Genomic DNA, 18,738 nt, shown 5'->3' on the forward strand with positions numbered 1-18,738 from the left:
CAAGTAAGCGCTCGATCCCGCCACCGAACCGCTCCATTCCCGCGGCAGCATACCCCCTCCAATTCACTTTCAACCTCGCGACCACTCCATCTTTCCCCACTTCAAAACCAAGCCTGATTGGAGTGCTCCGCTTCGCTGCGCATTTAGGTGTGGAAGAATGAGAGCATTGGAGGACGTTGGTCACAGGCATAGGTAGAAAACTTTCCCTCCCCCCACCAAACAAAGTAACCCAACAGTTGACCCGCCACCTCAAATATCAACCAAGAGTAGATTGAATCTACCACCAATTAACATATACTAAAGAGAGAACAGTTAAGGAGGAGACACCATGCTCCGAATCGGCTCCATTATACTGCGTGAACGTCAGCGGATGAACATCACGCAAGAAACACTTGCCGCGCATTGCCAAGTCACAAAAGCATCCGTCTCGAAGTGGGAAAAAGGACAAAGCTATCCCGACATCACATTGTTGCCGAAACTCGCCGCTTACTTTGATATTACGGTCGACGAACTGCTTCACTACGAACAAGAAGTATCCAAGCAAACCATCCAAGAACTCTATAACGACTTCTCGCAAAAGTTCGGGAAAGAACCCTTTCCAGGCGTCTTCGAAGAAGTTGAAAACCGAGTGAAAACGCACTATCACCATCCTTCGCTGCTCCTGCAAATGAGCATTCTTATGCTCAATTATCATCATCTTGCAGAGGACAGCAAAACGATTCTGGACAAAATCACCCAATGGCTCGAGCGAATTCGCCAGATCAGCGACGACGTCTGGGTGCTCAGACAAGTGAACTCTCTGCAAGCACACGTTGCACTCATGCAAGCAAATCCGCAAAAAACACTCAAACTTTTAGACGGTGTCATCCAACCGACCATCGGAGACGAAGTGTTGCTCGCAACTGCCCACGAACAAGTCGGAAATACCGAAGAAGCAACACGGGTGATCCAAGTGATGATGTACCAGAGCATCCTTCAAATCGTTGGCAGCAGTCCAATCTATTTAAGACTCACAGCGTCCAAACCCGCTTCTTTCAATGAAACCGTCCGCCGCATCGACGGATTGATTGAGCTATACCAACTTCAACAGCTTCATCCGAATATGTGCATTCAATTTTATGTAAGCGTCGCACAAACAGCCGCCGCACAACAAAACCGCGACATGCTGTATACCTACCTCACGAAGTACGTCGACGTGTGTATCCACGATCTTTGGCCAATCGAACTCCGGGGAGACGACTACTTCAATCTATTAGAAGATTGGCTGGAGCAATTGGATCTAGGCAAAAATGCGCTGCGCAACAATGAAATCATCAAACAATCGATTCTTGATCTCGTGGAAGCACCATTTTTTGAATCCTATCAAGAAGATGAAGAAATGCGCACGTTAATAAAGAACTTACAATGGGGATTGGAGGATAAATAATGAACACAGATTTAGAACTGCTCATAGAGTATTTGCCGTTCATCATACCGCTCGTACTGCTCCAATTCGGACTCGCTATTTTTTCCGTCATTCACGTCATTCGCCACCCGCATTACCGGTTCGGCAACCAAGTCATGTGGCTGCTCATTGTGCTTTTCATTCAATTCATCGGACCGCTCATTTACTTTATCGCAGGAAGGGGAGACGAAGATGGTCGTGTCCATTCATAACGTCACCAAGCGATTTGGCGAAAAAGAAGTTCTCAAAAACGTCAATCTCGCCATACCTGAGCACTCGATTTTCGGCTTTGTCGGTGCGAATGGTGCCGGCAAAACGACACTCATGAAATGCATGTTGGGCCTGCTCCCGCTCACATCTGGCACCATCACAATCGCAGGTGAAACCGTTACTTTCGGTCAAACAACTACGAACGCTCATATCGGTTATTTGCCGGACGTCCCTGAATTTTATCCGTATTACACGGCACGCGAATACTTGCAGTTATGCGCCGTCATCACAAATATGCCGAAGTCAGAGCGTAAGCCGCGTATTGAAGAATTACTGAATCTTGTCGGATTAATCCAAGTAAAATCTCCCATCCGAACGTACTCAAGGGGTATGAAACAGCGGCTCGGCATTGCGCAAGCACTTCTAAACCGTCCAAAACTGCTCATTTGCGATGAACCCACGTCCGCTCTCGATCCAGTCGGACGCGCACAGATTTTATCCATTTTACAAGCAGCTAAATCCGAAACAACCGTATTCTTCTCCACGCACATTTTGTCCGACGCTGAGCAAATCTGTGACCGCGTCGCCATGCTGCATGACGGAACTATCATCTTTGAAGATGATCTCACTGTACTCCAGCAACAAGTAGACCATCAATTTGTCTTCACATTTACAGTAACGGCGGAGCAGGCGCTCTCACAACTCAAGGAAACGGAGTACTCCATATATATAGAAGAAAGTGCATTCATCGTACAGTTATCGAGCGACACCGAACGCTTGCAATTCATGCGCGAGCTCATAGATCGAAACCTTGTCATCCAATCCATGCATCCCCATACAAAACCGCTCGAACAAGTCGTTCTGGAGGTGCTGAAATGAGTGCATGGCTCGGTTTTTTCAAGAAAGAGTGGACAGAAAGTGTAAAGTCCTACAAGCTGCTGCTCACCATCCTGATTTTTTCTGTACTCGGTATCTTAAATCCGTTCACCGCAAAAATTACGCCTGCAATCATGGAGAACTTCATGCCTGAAGGTACGGTTTTAAATTTGCCTGAACCAACTGCACTCGATTCGTGGCTGCAATTCTACAAAAACTTTCCCCAGATGGGACTGTTCATCTTCATTCTTTTGTTCAGCACGATGATGTCGAAAGAACTGGAAAAAGGCACACTTGTGATCTTGCTCACAAAAGGGCTGCGCCGGAGCACGGTCATCACCGCGAAATTTGCGACGGGCTTTTCTTACTGGACGCTCGCATTTATGCTTACATTCATCATCACATACAGCTACACCGCTTTTTATTGGGATCAAACCATCGTCCAGCACGTGTTTCTCGCAGCGGGCTGCGTCTATGTATTCGGGTTGCTCCTATTTACAATCACCCTCTGGGGCAACACCTATTTCGCATCCGCGTATGGCGGTCTTTTAGTGACAGTCATCGCTGTCATCACATTATTCATCATCGCGATTTTCCCGGAAACTGCATCGTGGAATCCACTGCAATTGTTGACCTCACCTCCACGAATGCTGACAGGGGAAGTGGCATTGAAAGAAATGCGCACACCATGTATCATCGCAATTAGTGCACTATTCGTGTTTCTATTAGCAACCATTTTTCATTTTAATAAAAAACGTTTGTAACACTTTTGCAAATTAAACATACAGTCTGTTTTGTGCGGTCGTTCCGGGGTATACTAGCCATAATAGGTTCGTAGAGGGGGCAATCATGTGGATATCCACGAAAAAGCGATTCGGCTGCTGCAAGAAAAGGCCGAGCAGCCAAATCGTTCACGCAAAACAACTGCACAAAAATATAAAAAAAGTACAAAACCCGTAACCGATTACGTCGTGCTGGATTTTGAGACGACCGGATTACGGGCAGGCGCAGATAAAATCATTCAAATTGGTGCGATCCGTTATTTCAATCACTGGAAAGACGAAGAAATGGACGCCCTTATCAATCCACAGCGCTACATTTCACCGACCATCACCCGCATAACGGGCATCTCCAACGAAATGGTCGAAGAAGCACCGACGATCGATGAAAAAATTGAAGAACTGATCGAATTCATCGGGGAATTGCCGATCATCGCCCACAACGCCTCGTTCGACATGGGCTTCCTATACGCGCTCGAGGGGTTAAACGGCGTATCCATCCCGGAATACACCGTCATCGACACCGTCAAAATCGCACGCCAGAAAATCAAAGACACACCCAATCATAAACTCACAACACTCACGCAATACCTGCAACTCGAACACGACGCCCACAACGCAATCGGCGACTGCCTCGCAACCGCCGCAATTTATCAATACTGCACCAAGTAAAAACCCTGCCGCCGCAGGGTTTTTTTGGTGCCGTGAGCAAACAATTCCACTGAAACACTGTACATTTGCTCAAGCTGACTTCCGATCCGCTCAAGCAACGCGATATGTGATCAAGTTCCATGGCGATCTGCTCAAGCAACGCCAGAAGTGATCAAGGCGAATGGGAATCTGCTCAAGTCATCCTTACATATGATCAAGCCCTATCTGAATCCGCTCAAGCACCATCTCTACCTACGCCCGCGGAGTTGGACCAATAGCCACACAACTCAAACTCGCGACCAATTAATCTCTCCCATGCTTGAAAGCCGAAACCAAGATTGATTGGTGTGCGCCGCTCCGCGCCGCATTTTCGAGCAGAAATCTCTCCGAAGCTGGAAAAGGTGATCAAGAAAATGTGTGATCCGCTCAAGCAAAGCTGAAAGTGATCAAGCACAAAGCAATCCGCTCAAGCAGTCGAAAGAAGTGATCAAGCCCCCACACAATCCGCTCAAGCAAGCCCAAATGTGATCAAGCTAAACTCCAATCCGCTCAAGTAATCCAATCAACTAATCTTTCCACGCCTGAAAACCAAGATTGATTGGTGTGCGCCGCTCCGCGTCGCATTTTCAAGCGGAACTCCCCTAGAAATAGAAAAGGAGATCAATCTCCATTGAATTGTGTCAAAACCCCAATAATTCGGCTTTGCGACATTCTATATCTTTTCCGGGAGAGACAAGCTAGACTATATAAAAATGGAGGTGAATCTTTGTTATACAAACAACGAACAATGCCAAAACTACTTCAGGGACTTCTCTCCTTGGAGAAACGATTAGCGCCCACTCACCCGCAGTATGACTACATACAAAAGGAACTCTACAAAACACGTGCAGGCTATGGAGGTGAGGTGGAATACGACCGCTATATGAAAGAAGTCCGAACTAACTACCCGCACGCCATCCTCCATGATCTTTCCTTACAGCAAGAAGGCATCTATTTTCAAATCGATTCTCTGTTCATCACGCCAGATGCAATCATCATCACGGAAATCAAAAACAGGGCGGGAAAAATTCTTATCAAGACGAACCCAACGCAGTTCCTGCAAATATCTGCCGAGGGAGAATCTACAGTGTTTCGAAGTCCAATAGTAGAGGTGAATCGAAAAAAACAGTTTTTGGAAAGGTGGCTCGCCAAGCGGAATATTTATATCCCCGTGCGAGGTATTATTGTGTTTGCTCACAATAACGAGCTGCAAATAGAGGAACAACCTCCGATGCCGGTGCTAACTTCCTATGAGGCACCTGTTTATTTTAGATCCCTGGAGATTCAAGACCGCGTGTTGGAAAAGAGAATGATAGAAAAGATAGCGACCGCCCTTGTGCAAAGTAATCGACAATACAAACCTCCACTATTAAGTGAGCGCTACAGATTTTTCAAACACGATGTGATTCCAGGAGTGTTTTGTCCAGAATGTAGTGGAACTGAAGTAATGCAATGGGATAAACTTCGCTGGAATTGTCTGAGGTGCGGCAATGTAAGCGCAACTGAACATGAAAAAACATTAGTAGAATGGTTTCTGCTCGTCTCAGGAAATATCACTAATCAGGCGTTTTGTGAATTCACCGGAGTACCAGATCGGCATACCGCCAAGAGACTTCTAGCCCGAAGTCAGTTGCATAGGAGAGGGAAACGAGCTGGAAGTGTATACGTTCCTATCAATAAATAAATTTAAGATGCGCTTCGCTCAGTCGAAGCGTATTTCTATTGGACTAAGGGGGACGGGATTTGCTCAAGTGAGTATCCGATCCGCTCAAGGAACTATAAAATGATCATGAGCCAATGGAATCCGCTCAAGCAACACGAAAAATGATCAAGCGCAACATGAATCAGCTCAAGCAAGCCTCAAAAGTGATCAAGCACCCACACAATCCGCTCAAGCATCATCCATTCCCACGCCCGCGGAGTTGTACCAATAGCCACACAACCCAAACTCGCGACCAATTAATCTCTCCCTTACTTGAAAGCCAAAACCAAGATTGATTGGTGTGCGCCGCTGCGCGCCGCATTTTCGTAAGAAGAACTCTCGGAATTAGGGGAAGGGTGCTCAAGCAAGTGTCCAATCCGCTCAAGCAACTTGGATAGTGATCAAGCCCCTAGGTATTCCGCTCAAGCAAGCATCGAAAGTGATCAAGCACCCACACAATCCGCTCAAGCAAGCCCAAATGTGATCAAGCAACCCCAAAATCCGCCCAAACACCCCAAATTCCCCCTACCCCCCATCCACAAAATAGGCTATACTCAACAAAAACCCAACATACACAAAAAGGAGACACCGTCATGCGACCCGACACACCCAAATCACCAAACGCACCACAACCCAATCAATACAAACAAGACCCGCGCTTCAAAACCGCGCACAAAGAAGCATGGATCGGCGTCGCGCTCGCCATCTTCAACTTCATCTGGTGGTTCGGTTTTGCCTATGGACTCGGTGGCCGTCCCGTCGAAGAATACACATACATACTCGGCCTGCCCGACTGGTTCTTCTGGAGCTGCGTCGTCGGCTTCATTCTCATGAGCCTCATCACCGTCGTCCTGGCGAAATTCGTCCTCACCGACATGCCGCTCGACGACGACCCGGCCTACCATCCAAATCCACCGAACTTTCACGATCAGAAAGGACCGAACTCATGAACATCGGCGTACTCATCCCGCTCATCCTATTCTTAATCGCAATCTTTGCCATCGGGTTCATCGCCTCCAAACAAATGGGCAGTGGCGGCAGCTTCCTGCAAGACTACTTCCTCGGCGGACGTGAACTCGGAGGCTTCGTCCTCGCGATGACCATGGTTGCCACATACGGAAGCGCATCCAGCTTCCTCGGCGGCCCCGGAACCGCATACACCGTCGGCTTCGGCTGGGCGCTCCTGGCGATGACACAAGTCGTCACCGGCTACTTCGTCCTGCTCGTGCTCGGTAAAAAGTTCGCCATCCTGAGCCGCCGCTACGACGCTGTCACGATGATTGACTTCTTGAAGGCGCGCTACAACAGCCCGGCCGTCGCGATCCTATCAGCCATCGCGATCATCGTTTTCCTATTCTCCGCGATGACCGCGCAATGGGTAGGGGGCGGACGTCTCATCGAATCGCTCACGGGACTCAGCTACACATCGGCGCTCTTCATCTTCGCGATCAGCGTCCTCGTCTACGTCACAATCGGCGGATTCCGCGCCGTCGCGCTTACCGACGCTGTCCAGGGCGCAATCATGATCGTCGGAACGCTCATCCTGCTCATCGGAGTCATCATCGCAGGCGGTGGAATTCCAGCCATCATGCAGGATTTGTTGAATGAAAACCCGCGCCTCGTCACGCCATTCGGAGCAGACGGCAGCCTGACCGCAGCCTACGTCTCAAGCTTCTGGATCCTCGTCGGAGTCGGAGTCGTCGGCCTTCCGCAAATGGTCATCCGGACAATGAGCTACAAAAGCTCCCGCGCCATGCACCGCGCACTCGCAATCGGCACAATCGTCACAGGATTCATCATGCTCAACATGCACCTAATCGGCATCTTCGCGCGTCCCGTCCTGCCAGGAATCGAAGTGGGGGATAAAGTCATCCCGCTCATCGCGCTCGAAGTCTTGCCGCCGTGGTTAGCCGGCATCGTCCTGGCAGCACCAATGGCCGCCATCATGTCCACCGTCGACTCGCTCCTGCTGCTCGTCAGCTCCGCGATCGTCAAAGACGTCTACTTGAACTTCATCAAACCGGACGCACCCGAAAAAAGAGTCAAAATGCTCAGCTTCGGCATCACAGGCGTACTCGGAATCATCGTATTCCTGCTCGCCCTGCAGCCGCCGGACCTGCTGATCTTCCTGAACCTATTCGCATTCGGAGGACTAGAAGCCGCCTTCATCTGGCCGATTGTCCTAGGACTCTACTGGAAACACGGCAACAAATACGGCGCACTCCTATCCATGCTCACCGGAATCGGCAGCTACATCGCCATCCACTTCTACAACCAGGAATACGGCAACCTGCTCGGAGTCCACACCGTCACCCTCCCAGTAGTCCTATCCCTGCTTGCATACCTAATCGGAAGCCTAGCCGTAAAACGGGAACCCTTCCAGTTTTAAAATTAAAACGCTCGAGGCCATCCATAGCCCCGAGCGGTTTTTTCACTTACTCGTTTACTCAATTCAATGTTGTAATTAATGCTTACAAGATGCGTCGAACGAAGCGCAGGCCGGCGACTCCGGCGGAATAAGCGAAGATTGAAGACCCAGGACTGAGCAATTTGGAAACAACCTAAGTTCGCGGCATCGTGCCGCAACGGTTGCATGACCTACATCCTGTAGGCCCGCGGCTGAAATCAAGCCCGCGGAAAGCGTCCGGCCGGAGCGAAGAGAGACACCTTCCTCCTAGCCCTCCCTTTTTCAAATAAATCCAAATTCAACTAGTCGTAACACTCTGAAACTGATATGATAGACGTGCATGTCCAAACTACTATTCTAGGGGGCAATTTCGAATGAAGAAGAAGACTAGATTCATGGCAACGACCATCACAGCGGCAGCAGTCGCAACTGCACTGGCGGTACCAAGCGCATCAGCCGACTCCTCGAAATTCACCGACGTATCTGATCGTTATGCAGACGCGGTCAACTTCCTATGGGCAAATAACGTAACATCTGGCATTAGCGAAACAAAATTCGACACAATGTCCCAAGTCAAACGCGCAGACGCAGCGATCTTCATCGCAAAAGTCATGGGTCTTGAGCCAGGCGGCGTATACAAAGACTCAGGCTTCACAGACGTACCGAAAAACGCAAAGTGGGCAGTAGACGCACTCGCTGAACACGGAATCGTCAACGGAAAAACGACAACAAAATTCGGCGCTTCCGAACACCTCACACGCGGTGAAGCAGCAGCGATGATCGTCAAAGCTGCAAAAATCGAAGCAGACAGCACAAAAACAAAAACACAATTCACAGACGTCAACAAACGCTTCGCGCCGTATGTCCAAGCACTCGTCGACGAAAAAATCGCAAGCGGAAAAGATAGCAAAACATTCGGCACATCCATGCCCGTCACACGCGGCGAACTAGCCCTATTCCTCAACCGAGGAAACGCGAAATTCGGCTACTTCGACCTCATGGTGATGCACATGAATGACCATCACGCATACCTCGACAACTTCCCGTACATCTCGACAGTAGTTAACGAACTGCGTGCAAACAACCAAAATAATCTCCTGCTTCATGGCGGAGACGTATTCTCAGGAGACCTTTACTGGAATAAATACAAAGGACAAGCCGATGTTGTCATGATGAACTACCTGGGCTTTGACGCTGTCACATTCGGTAACCACGAATTTGACGAAGGCGGCAGCGATGTAGGACACCAGGCACTGCGCAACTACATTCTTGGAGCACAGTTCCCTGTACTCGGCGCGAACCTTGATTTTAAAGGTGATCAAAAACTGAAAGATCTCTATAAAGGCGGCATTGCGGATAATGCAGGCGGCGGGGAAATCTATGACGGCACAATCGTCGAAATCGACGGACAGAAAGTCGGAATGTTCGGTCTGACAACTGAAGATACTGTCAACATTTCAAGCCCGGCAGATGTCGAAGTACTCAGCTATATTAACCGTGCGAAAGAGACAGTCGCTGCACTTCAGGCGAAAGGTGTCGACAAAATTATTGCACTGACACATGTTGGTGTAGACGAAGCTTCTCCTGAAGGAAGCGACCAGACGCTTGCGAAAGCGGTGCCGGATATTGACATCATTGTCGGAGGGCATACACACACTGCGTTGCAAGAACCTATTACAATTACCAATGCTAACGGAAACAAAACGCTTATCGTCCAAGCCGGCCAATACGGGGACTATCTCGGAACGCTGGATGTGAAGTTCAATCCTCAGGGAGAGATCTATTGGAACCACGGGGAACTGATTAAGATTGATCCGAAAACGATGAAAGCCGACAAAAAGGCAGCAGCTGTTCTTGCACCGTTTAAAGCAGGGAAGGAAGAGCTGAAGAAAGAACCGATTGGCGTGAATTCAGAAGTCGAATTGAGCGGCGCACGTGACTCTAACGCAGAAGGCACATCTAGTGTCCGCCACAATGAAACGAACCTTGGAAACTTAATCGCTGATGCAATGCTGACAAAAGCGAAGACACTACCAGGTATGGATAAAGAGACAGTTATTTCCGTACAGAACGGTGGAGGAATCAGAACGAGCATTGAAGCCGGTGACATTTCTGTCGGCAGTGTCATGCAGGTACTGCCATTCGGAAACCCACTGGCAATCATTAAGTCGAACGGTAAGGAAGTAAAAGAAGCACTTGAACGCAGCGTAGGCGGATCGTTGATTGACGGCGGCAAAGGGCTAAAAGAAGACGGCGGTTTCCTTCACGTCGGTGGCATGAAGTTCACTTACGATAGTTCAAAAAAATCCGGAGAGCGTGTGCTTGAAGTACTCGTCCTAGAAGGCGATAAGTATATACCTCTTGAAGACGACAAAACCGTTTATATTGCAACAAACTCTTTCACAGCACGTGGCGGAGATGATTACAAAGTGTTCGAGAAAGCATCTAAAGAAGGTCGTGTTTCCGACCCTGGCTTCTCAGACACACAAAACCTAATCGAATACCTTCAGTCACTAGGCAACAAAATCAACCCTAAAGTCGAAGGCCGCATCATCGATACATCTCTTGAAACTCAGCAAAATGGATATAAAGTTCCAGTTGAAGGCGCTAAAAACTAAATAAAAAAATAAAAATAACGCCGAATCATCCCAAGAAAGATGATTCGGCGTTTTCTGCAAAATGCGCCCCTCTTGGCTTTGTAGCAAGCAAACAAAGAAAACAGGGACTGATTAGCTAGGTTAGAAGAACACTAACCTATTAACATACCCCAATTTAGGTCGATAGAAACATAGAGAAATACAAAGAATTGTTGTATCCTTTACGGTAACGACAAATATTTGGAGGATTGTACCATTGAAGAAACTCGCAGTATGTCTTACCTTATCTCTCGCAGCGCTTGTCCCATTCGGACAAGATTCCAAGGCCGCAGCCAACTTCACGGATGTCGGAACGACGCATCGTGCACAGGCTGAAATCTATTATCTTGTCGAAGGCGGGATTACAAGCGGAGTCTCTGAAACTCGTTTCGTCCCGGAGCAGCAAGTGACACGTGTACAAGCCGCAGCCATGCTCGGACGTACACTGAACTTGAACGGAGAACAGCGTGCAACGAACTTTAAGGACGTTGGAAAGAACAACTTCGCTTCCGGCTACATACAGCAGCTTGTCGACAAAAAAATCATTTCCGGTTATCCGGATGGCAGCTTCAAACCGAACAACACACTAAGCCGCGGAGAAATGGCGGTCTTAATCGGACGTGCTTTCGAGTATAAATCCAGTTCGGTTAGTGTAGCAGCAAGCTCGCTTATTAACAAAGGGATTGCATCTGGAATCGCGGACGGATCATTCGGTGAAACCCAGACAATCAAACGCGGAGACTTTGCTGTATTCCTAGCACGCAGCATCAACGCAGACTTCCGTACAGCGGATAATGAGAAGTTCGAGCATAATGCCTACGTGGACACGAAAGACGGATCGAAATTGAATCTCCGCACAGGTCCGAACACATCTTACCCGTCTATCGCTTCAATTCCGTCCGGCAAAATCGTTTCCTATTCGTACTCCGTTGGAGAATGGGTATACATTACGTCTGATAACGTAAAAGGATTCGTACACTCTGCTTACTTACAGTCGGACAAGCCGTCAGACAAACCAGTTGTGACACCACCGACATCACCAACACCGACACCAACACCGCCGCCAACGAAGCCGGTTCCTACGCCTCCAGGCAAAAAGCCGTTAAGTGACATTACTGTTGTCATTGATGCAGGGCATGGAGGATCGGATCCAGGAAGCTCAGGCCACGGATTTATCGAAAAAAACGTAACGTTGAACGTAGCAAAGAAAATGGAAAAGTATTACGATAAAGTACCGATGAAAGCGAAAATGACGCGCTCATCAGACACGTACGTTTCGTTGAACGCACGCGGTGCTTACGCTTCTAAAGTAAAAGGCGATATTTTCGTATCGATTCATACGAATTCCCATACTACTGGTTCTGCTAACGGAACAGAAACGTACTATTACACACGTTCAGCAGCAGTTAATCCAAATGTGTCCCAATCTAAAGCTCTTGCGAAATATGTCCAGAATCGTCAGCTTGAAGCATGGGGGTTAACGGATCGAGGAGTAAAAGTCATGAACTTGGCTGTCCTTCGTCAAAACACTGTACCTGCCGTACTCGCTGAACTAGGATTCATCTCCAGCAGCAAAGATATGGGCATTATGGGAACAGAAGCAGGCCGTGAAAAAATGGCGAAAGCATTATTTATTGCGACGCTAGACTATTATTATTACTATGAAAACAGAACGGATGTTTTGCCTTTGTATAGCACGGTAAATGCTACACCGAGTGGAAAACTTCACTAAAAACATCGATTCCACTCGTTCGTAAGACCGAGTGGAATTTTTTTGTGGAAAACGGATCGAAAAGGACTGATAATGGGTATAGGAATCATATCGTACATAAAGGAGTGATCATGTGAAAAGAATAGTAGTTTCAGTGGCCCTGACGCTCGGTTTACTGCTTCCCATACAAGCACACGCCGAAGAGCGCACAGACTGGTTGCTCCATGGATCGGATACAGACTTACAGGAAATTAACCAAAAAGTGAGTCCATTCACGAGAGAGTTTAAAAATGCACCACTTGGTGAAGTCCAATTGACCCAGCAAGAAGTGGAAGAAATTCGCACTCATTATCCAGACGTCAGCATTTATCCTAACCGGGAATACGGAGTCGCAGAAGCACCCGTTTCTCCAGCACCGCCATCTCAGATCACGTACCCTAAACGATTTACCCTCATCAATACCACGCCAGAAGCAATCGCTCCTTATACAGGAAAGGGCGTTCGCGTTGCGATTCTTGATAGCGGAATCGACGGCACGCATAGTAAATTGAACGTCAAAGGCGGGTTCTGCGCCTTGCCGAAAGAACAGTGCGCTCAGGGAGCGGTACCTTACGATGATGACCTCGGTCATGGAACGCACGTGGCAGGTATCCTTTCAGCAGCTAAAGCGAGTAACGGCACGATGGGTGTTGCGCCAGGCGTGGATTTATTTGCCATCAAAGCCATCAACTCATACGATTCAGGCCGCACTGTCGATATCATCAATGGTGTCGAATGGGCAATCAACCACAATATCGACATTTTGAATATGAGCATTACGACCAACCGCAACGACCCGGCATTGAAGCTGATGCTGGACAAAGCGTACACAGCAGGAATGATCATCGTTGCGTCAGCTGGGAACGAAGAAACAGGCGACTTGAAAGACTCTGTTCAGTATCCTGCAAAATATCCAACGGTCATCGCAACGACAGCGATTAACTACAACAAAGAACGATTCCTAGAAGCTTCCATTGGACCTGAAGTAGAACTTGCAGCGCCAGGCGTCGACATTTTTAGTACGTTTCCGCGTGCACTCGACGACGATGGGAAAAAAGACGGGTACTACGAGTTATCAGGAACATCGATGGCGTCACCGCACGTGTCGGGGATAGCGGCGCTCCTGAAAGAACGCTTCCCTGAAATGACTAACGTCCGATTGCGCTCGATTCTAGCGAATGCGGCAGAAGACGTAGGCGCAAAAGGACGCGACAAACACTTCGGTTATGGGCTCGTCAAATACCCAGCCAAAGTCGATGAAATTCCGATGATGTCTCAATACACACAAAACGGCCGTGTCGTATTTGAACTTTCGAACGCGAACAAAACGACAACTCGACAATTGAAAATCGAGGATCGTACGATTAATGAACAATCACCAGGCAAGTGGGAGACATACCTTTTACCGGGTACGTACAAGGGCAAGTATGCCATCATGACGAATACCGGCAAACAAATTCAAGAGGACATCCTCGTTAAAATTGAAGGCGCAAGTTATAAAGACGTGTCAGGCTCAAAATGGTACTCTCCGCAGATTGCGTATTTGATGGATAAAAAACTCATCTACGGGTTCGAAGGCAACCTCTTCAAACCGGATCGTAAAATCACACGGGCCGAAGCAGTTGCCATCATGGGGCGTGCCGCAGGACTGAACGGGGAAAAACGCAAAACGCAATTCAAAGACGTCAACCCGAACAGTTTCGCTTCTGGCTACATCCAATCTGCACGAGAAAAAGGACTGCTCGGCGGATTCCCAGACGGTACATTCCGTCCCGACCAACCCGTCACGCGTGGTGAAATGGCGCTCTTGCTTCAACAAGCATTCAGCCTTCAATACGATGCAAAACAGAAATCTCCATTTAAAGACATGACGCCGAACGTATCCAGTTACCAAGCAGCACTCGCGCTAACACAATCGGGCGTCACAAAAGGATTCCCAGACGGTACATTCAAACCTCAGGAAACCATGACCCGCGCCACATACAGCGTATTCCTGGCTGGCGCAGAAAACCCAAGTTTGTTCAAATAAACCACAACACCGCGCAAAGCCCCCGGGCCGCGCGGTTTTTTCATGCTGGCATCGGTAGTCGTGGCTTTGCCGCCGCAACCGCTCCATGATTCCGGCTAAGCGCTCATTTCTCCCAGCTAAGCGATCCATACTCATGCCTAATCGCTCCATTCACCACGCGAACCGATCCATCCATCCGGCTATCCGCTCGATACCTACAGTCAACTGCTCCATGCCCCGAGAAACTAACATTCAACCAGTATTAAAACCAAGATTAATTAGTGTGCTCCGCTTCGCTACGCAATTTAATGCGGCGTAGTCATGGATAGTGAACTATTCGTTCAAGCAATTTGACATGTGATCAAGCGAATGGGGAATCTGCTCAAGCAACTCCAAATGTGATCAAGCGAATAGAGAATTCGCTCAAGAAATTTAAAATGTGATCAAGCAAATAAGGAATTCGCTCAAGTAACTCGAAATATGATCAAACAAGCACAAAATCCGCTCAAGCATCCCCACACACCGAGCCCGCGGAATATCTCCCAAGTCCATCCCACTCCATATCGCGACCAATCAGCACTGCCGAGATTTAAAACCAAGACTAATTGGTGTGCTCCGCTACGCTGCGCATTCAGTTAGGGGAAAAGGGGGACTTATGATTCTCCCTCCAACACATGCATTCCAACCGCGTTCATTAAAACTAATCAAAACTACCCATTATATCCCCAACTCTATGAAAATAAACTAGACTTCCATACTTGTAACACAACTGTAATATTCCATGTCAGTCTTTTCTGATAGGATATAAGTAGAGCTAGAATTCTAGGTAAATAGACGTTAGAAGCAGTCAATCATCCTAAATCGAGGTGGGACATGAGAAAGCAACTGGTAGTCTTTTTGGCCTTTATCTTAATGTTTGCAAGCGTCTTCACAGCGGCCCCTCAAAAGAGCCAAGCGGCTTCAGCAGACAACATCATTGCTTACGCTAAAAAATTCGAAGGAACGCCGTATCTATTTGGTGGAAATACCCCTGACGCATTCGATTGCTCAGGTTACATCCTTTACGTGTACAAGTTTTTCGGCATTTCATTGCCGCGTACATCCGAAACACAATTCAATGTCGGAACGTCCGTAGCACGGGCTGACCTGCGCGCTGGAGATCTCGTTTTCTTTGAAAATACATACAAGCCTGGTATTTCCCATACCGGCATTTACATCGGAAGCGGCAACTTCATATCTGCAGAATCTAGCGGCGTAAAAATTTCGAATCTGGACACGAACCCGTATTGGGGACCGAAATACGCAGGAGCTAAACGGGTTGCTGGAATCACAGCAGCACCGCCTGCAAAGCCGGTTGTTCCAGCACCGACACCATCTAAACCAGCACCGCCAGCACCATCAAAGCCAACACCTGCACCAACTCCAACGCCAGTGCCGACACCAACTCCGTCCACATCATTCAGTGACGTAGCGGCAAAGCACCCGGCGTTCGAAGCAATCGAAACACTCAGCACACAAAAAGTCATCAGCGGATTCCCGGACGGCTCATTCCAGCCGGACACGCAAGTCACTCGTGGACAAGCTGCAACGATGATTAACTGTGTATTGAAATTACGTCCGCGTTTCCCGCTCAGCTACAGTGACGTCCCTGCAGCGCACGCATTTGCAAAAGACATCTCCGCAATGAGCGACGCAGGCATCTTGAGCGGCTACGAAGACGGTTCGTTCGGTATGTACGATCCATTGACAAAAGCACAGCTTGCCATCATCTTGGATCGCGCATTCAGCATGACGTCAACAGCTTCAGTCATAACCAAACCGCCGTACATTGACGTTCCAGTAACGTATCGTGCGGCTAATGCAATTAGCGCACTAAAGAAAATGGACAAAACAACGGTTTTCCAAACACCGAATTTCTCAATTGATGCAAATGCAACACGAGCTCAATTCTCAGCTGCGCTCTTCAGCGTCGCTGAACTGCATTCATAAAACAAAATGCCGCCCCAAGCTCTTGCGAAGGGCGGCATTTCTTGTTCAAGTCACATAAACGAACGCAACTAGAAGGAGGCAGCATACACATGAAATCACTTCGTTCCCTAACAAAACTGGCGGCTGTATTATCCGCAATCCTATTACTCGTCACCCTGGTAATCCCGGCATCCCCGGCACATGCCGATGAACTGACAGGACGCACGCTTGAAAAAGAACTGCGTGAAATGATCAGCAAGGATATCCTTTCCGGATACACAGACGGTACATACCGCCCGACGGAAAACGTCTCTCGCGGACAATTCGCTGCTTTCATCGCACGGGCACTAAAGCTCCCGGAAGCGAACGGAAGCTTCAATGATGTTCCAAACACTAGTAAACTGGCAAAAGACATTTACAGAGTCCAAAAAGCGGGGCTCATGAATGGCTATAGCGGAGGCATCTTCAAACCCGACGCGCCGATTACCCGCGAGCAAGTATCCATCACCATGACCAATGTCTTGAACTACAGCGGAATGGTCTTGCAGGAAACACGCATCAACTTCACGGATCTTAACGAATTCCAATCGTCCGGAAGTGTACGCTCGGCATACTACAACATCCGCTACGGCATCATTAGCGGAATTCCGAACAAAGACGGCTCGATGCGGTTCGAACCGAAATCGAATACAACACGCGAGCAGGCAGCAGCATTCATTTCCCGTTACTTAAAAGCAGCCGCTGCGTATGAGCCGCCGGATTTACCTGAAATTCCGGATACACCTGAGCAGCCGACACCGCCAGAAGATCCAATTAAACCGGAACCGCCAGCACCGCAGCCGCCGACTGTCCAAAGCGATTACTACTTGGCAGCACTCGAAAACGGCAAGTTGAAGAAGCAAGCGACCGGTTACTCCGATTATTTAAAAGCAGCAGAACTATTCAACAGCTCATCCAAGTACACGGCGATGTACCGCGGAGACGAACTCATTCGTGTCCGCCGCGGAATGGCTTTCGGAGATAAATTATCAAAAGCGAAAGTGAAAGAAAACACCATTATTTACTTCGATCCTGAATTCAAAAAGCAAGCAACCTATGTGCAGCATGGCAGAGAGCTCAAGTATCTCGGCTCCACTGACAAGTTCGTCAAAGTACAGGTGGGCGCAACGGAAGGCTACGCCAAGCACTCAGAAGTTGATCTCATTCCAATCGAATTGGTCACAGACCGAGATCATTACACCGTCAGTCAGTGGGGAACGCTCACTCATCACACTTATAACTATGTGGACAAGAAGTCCGCATCCTATTATGTGCAGCTTGCACCGGACTTCCTGAAAAATAACGGCACATATCACAGCCCGGATGGCGTTCATTTCTATGAAACGAACGGAAAATTTGTCGGGACGTTCCTGCCGTACTTCCAGTTCTTATCCGCAAGGTCCAAAACCAGCTATACGGGAGCAGAGCTAGATGCCTTGATCATGAACGTCTTGAAAGAACGTGAACAGAAATACGCAGGACGCTACACGGATGCTTCTAAAAAATCAAAGCTCATCGGTCTGGGCTCAAGCTTTAAGAAACTTGAAGACGACTATCACGTCAATGCGCTGATGATCCTGTCGCTCGCGGTACACGAAGGCGACTACGGCATGAGTGAAACAGCACAAACGTGCAACAACTTGTTCGGTCTTTACAAATACGATTCCCTTACGAAATTATGCCCGGACAAAGGGACATTCAAGAGTCCGGGAGACAGTGCAGTCGCACTCGTCAAAGACTTCCTGAATCCGAACTATATGGATCCGACGAACGCATTGGGCCGTGCGCAAGGCGCAGCTTTCGGCAACAAGACAACCGGTTTCAATGTGAACTACGCATCCGATCCGACGTGGGGCGCAAAAGCAGGCGCACACATGTATGAGCTGGATAAAGCAGCAGGCGGCAAAGACTACGGGCGCTACAAGCAATTCGCGTTGACGAATCTTGAAATCCCAACCAATATCCGCACGGCACCCAGCACGAACGCTTCCATCCTGTTCACATACAAAGCCCGTTATAACGGGGTATACAAAGATACAAGCAGCGGACTGGCACTCGGTTATCCGCTCACCGTCATCAGTTCTGTGAAAGGCGATGATGGCATGACCTGGTACGAAGTCTTCAGTGACAAAGCCGGCACTGGAACAGGCTACATCCGTGAAGATGTCGTAACCATCATTAATAATTAATCAACCCTAAAATCCCCACACGCAGATAATCCTGCGCGTG

General features: G+C 48.5%; 13 protein-coding genes. All 13 read left to right on the plus strand.

Annotated features, from left to right (window positions below; genetic code table 11):
• The first annotated feature begins 328 nt into the window (after positions 1-328).
• Entirely contained in the window at positions 329-1,426 is a 1,098-nt protein-coding gene (locus PGH26_RS01885; protein ID WP_323692344.1) for a helix-turn-helix domain-containing protein, read from the plus strand.
• A complete protein-coding gene (locus PGH26_RS01890; RefSeq protein ID WP_323692345.1) occupies positions 1,426-1,656 on the plus strand; it encodes a PLD nuclease N-terminal domain-containing protein in 231 nt (76 codons plus the stop codon). The genes PGH26_RS01885 and PGH26_RS01890 overlap by 1 nt, the downstream gene beginning before the upstream one ends.
• The gene (locus PGH26_RS01895; RefSeq protein WP_323692346.1) at positions 1,637-2,533 is read left to right on the plus strand and encodes an ABC transporter ATP-binding protein; all 897 of its coding nucleotides are present in this window, start codon (positions 1,637-1,639) and stop codon (positions 2,531-2,533) included. The genes PGH26_RS01890 and PGH26_RS01895 overlap by 20 nt, the downstream gene beginning before the upstream one ends.
• A complete protein-coding gene (locus PGH26_RS01900) occupies positions 2,530-3,294 on the plus strand; it encodes an ABC transporter permease (RefSeq protein WP_323692347.1) in 765 nt (254 codons plus the stop codon). The genes PGH26_RS01895 and PGH26_RS01900 overlap by 4 nt, the downstream gene beginning before the upstream one ends.
• An 87-nt stretch (positions 3,295-3,381) precedes the next feature.
• On the plus strand, positions 3,382-3,981 hold the full coding sequence (locus tag PGH26_RS01905; RefSeq protein WP_323692348.1) for a 3'-5' exonuclease: 600 nt from the start codon (positions 3,382-3,384) through the stop codon (positions 3,979-3,981).
• 745 nt (positions 3,982-4,726) lie between these two features.
• The gene (locus tag PGH26_RS01910; RefSeq protein ID WP_323692349.1) at positions 4,727-5,683 is read left to right on the plus strand and encodes a nuclease-related domain-containing protein; all 957 of its coding nucleotides are present in this window, start codon (positions 4,727-4,729) and stop codon (positions 5,681-5,683) included.
• Positions 5,684-6,294: 611 nt separating this feature from the next.
• Positions 6,295-6,651 (plus strand): YhdT family protein, encoded by a 357-nt coding sequence (locus PGH26_RS01915; RefSeq protein WP_323692350.1) that lies wholly within the window; start codon positions 6,295-6,297, stop codon positions 6,649-6,651.
• A complete protein-coding gene (gene panF, locus PGH26_RS01920) occupies positions 6,648-8,090 on the plus strand; it encodes a sodium/pantothenate symporter (RefSeq protein ID WP_323692351.1) in 1,443 nt (480 codons plus the stop codon). The genes PGH26_RS01915 and panF overlap by 4 nt, the downstream gene beginning before the upstream one ends.
• Before the next feature lie 392 nt (positions 8,091-8,482).
• The gene (locus PGH26_RS01925) at positions 8,483-10,726 is read left to right on the plus strand and encodes a 5'-nucleotidase C-terminal domain-containing protein (RefSeq protein WP_323692352.1); all 2,244 of its coding nucleotides are present in this window, start codon (positions 8,483-8,485) and stop codon (positions 10,724-10,726) included.
• Positions 10,727-10,961: 235 nt separating this feature from the next.
• Positions 10,962-12,476, plus strand: a complete 1,515-nt coding sequence (locus PGH26_RS01930; RefSeq protein ID WP_323692353.1) for an N-acetylmuramoyl-L-alanine amidase — start codon at positions 10,962-10,964, stop codon at positions 12,474-12,476.
• A gap of 112 nt (positions 12,477-12,588) precedes the next feature.
• The gene (locus tag PGH26_RS01935) at positions 12,589-14,523 is read left to right on the plus strand and encodes a S8 family peptidase (protein WP_323692354.1); all 1,935 of its coding nucleotides are present in this window, start codon (positions 12,589-12,591) and stop codon (positions 14,521-14,523) included.
• Between the two features lie 852 nt (positions 14,524-15,375).
• Entirely contained in the window at positions 15,376-16,491 is a 1,116-nt protein-coding gene (locus PGH26_RS01940) for a C40 family peptidase (protein WP_323692355.1), read from the plus strand.
• Between the two features lie 89 nt (positions 16,492-16,580).
• Complete coding sequence (locus PGH26_RS01945; protein WP_323692356.1) at positions 16,581-18,698, plus strand: S-layer homology domain-containing protein; 2,118 nt, start codon at positions 16,581-16,583, stop codon at positions 18,696-18,698.
• The last annotated feature ends 40 nt before the right edge of the window (positions 18,699-18,738 follow it).

It is taken from the genome of Sporosarcina jeotgali, from assembly GCF_033304595.1.
Classification (GTDB): Bacteria; Bacillota; Bacilli; order Bacillales_A; family Planococcaceae; genus Sporosarcina; species Sporosarcina jeotgali.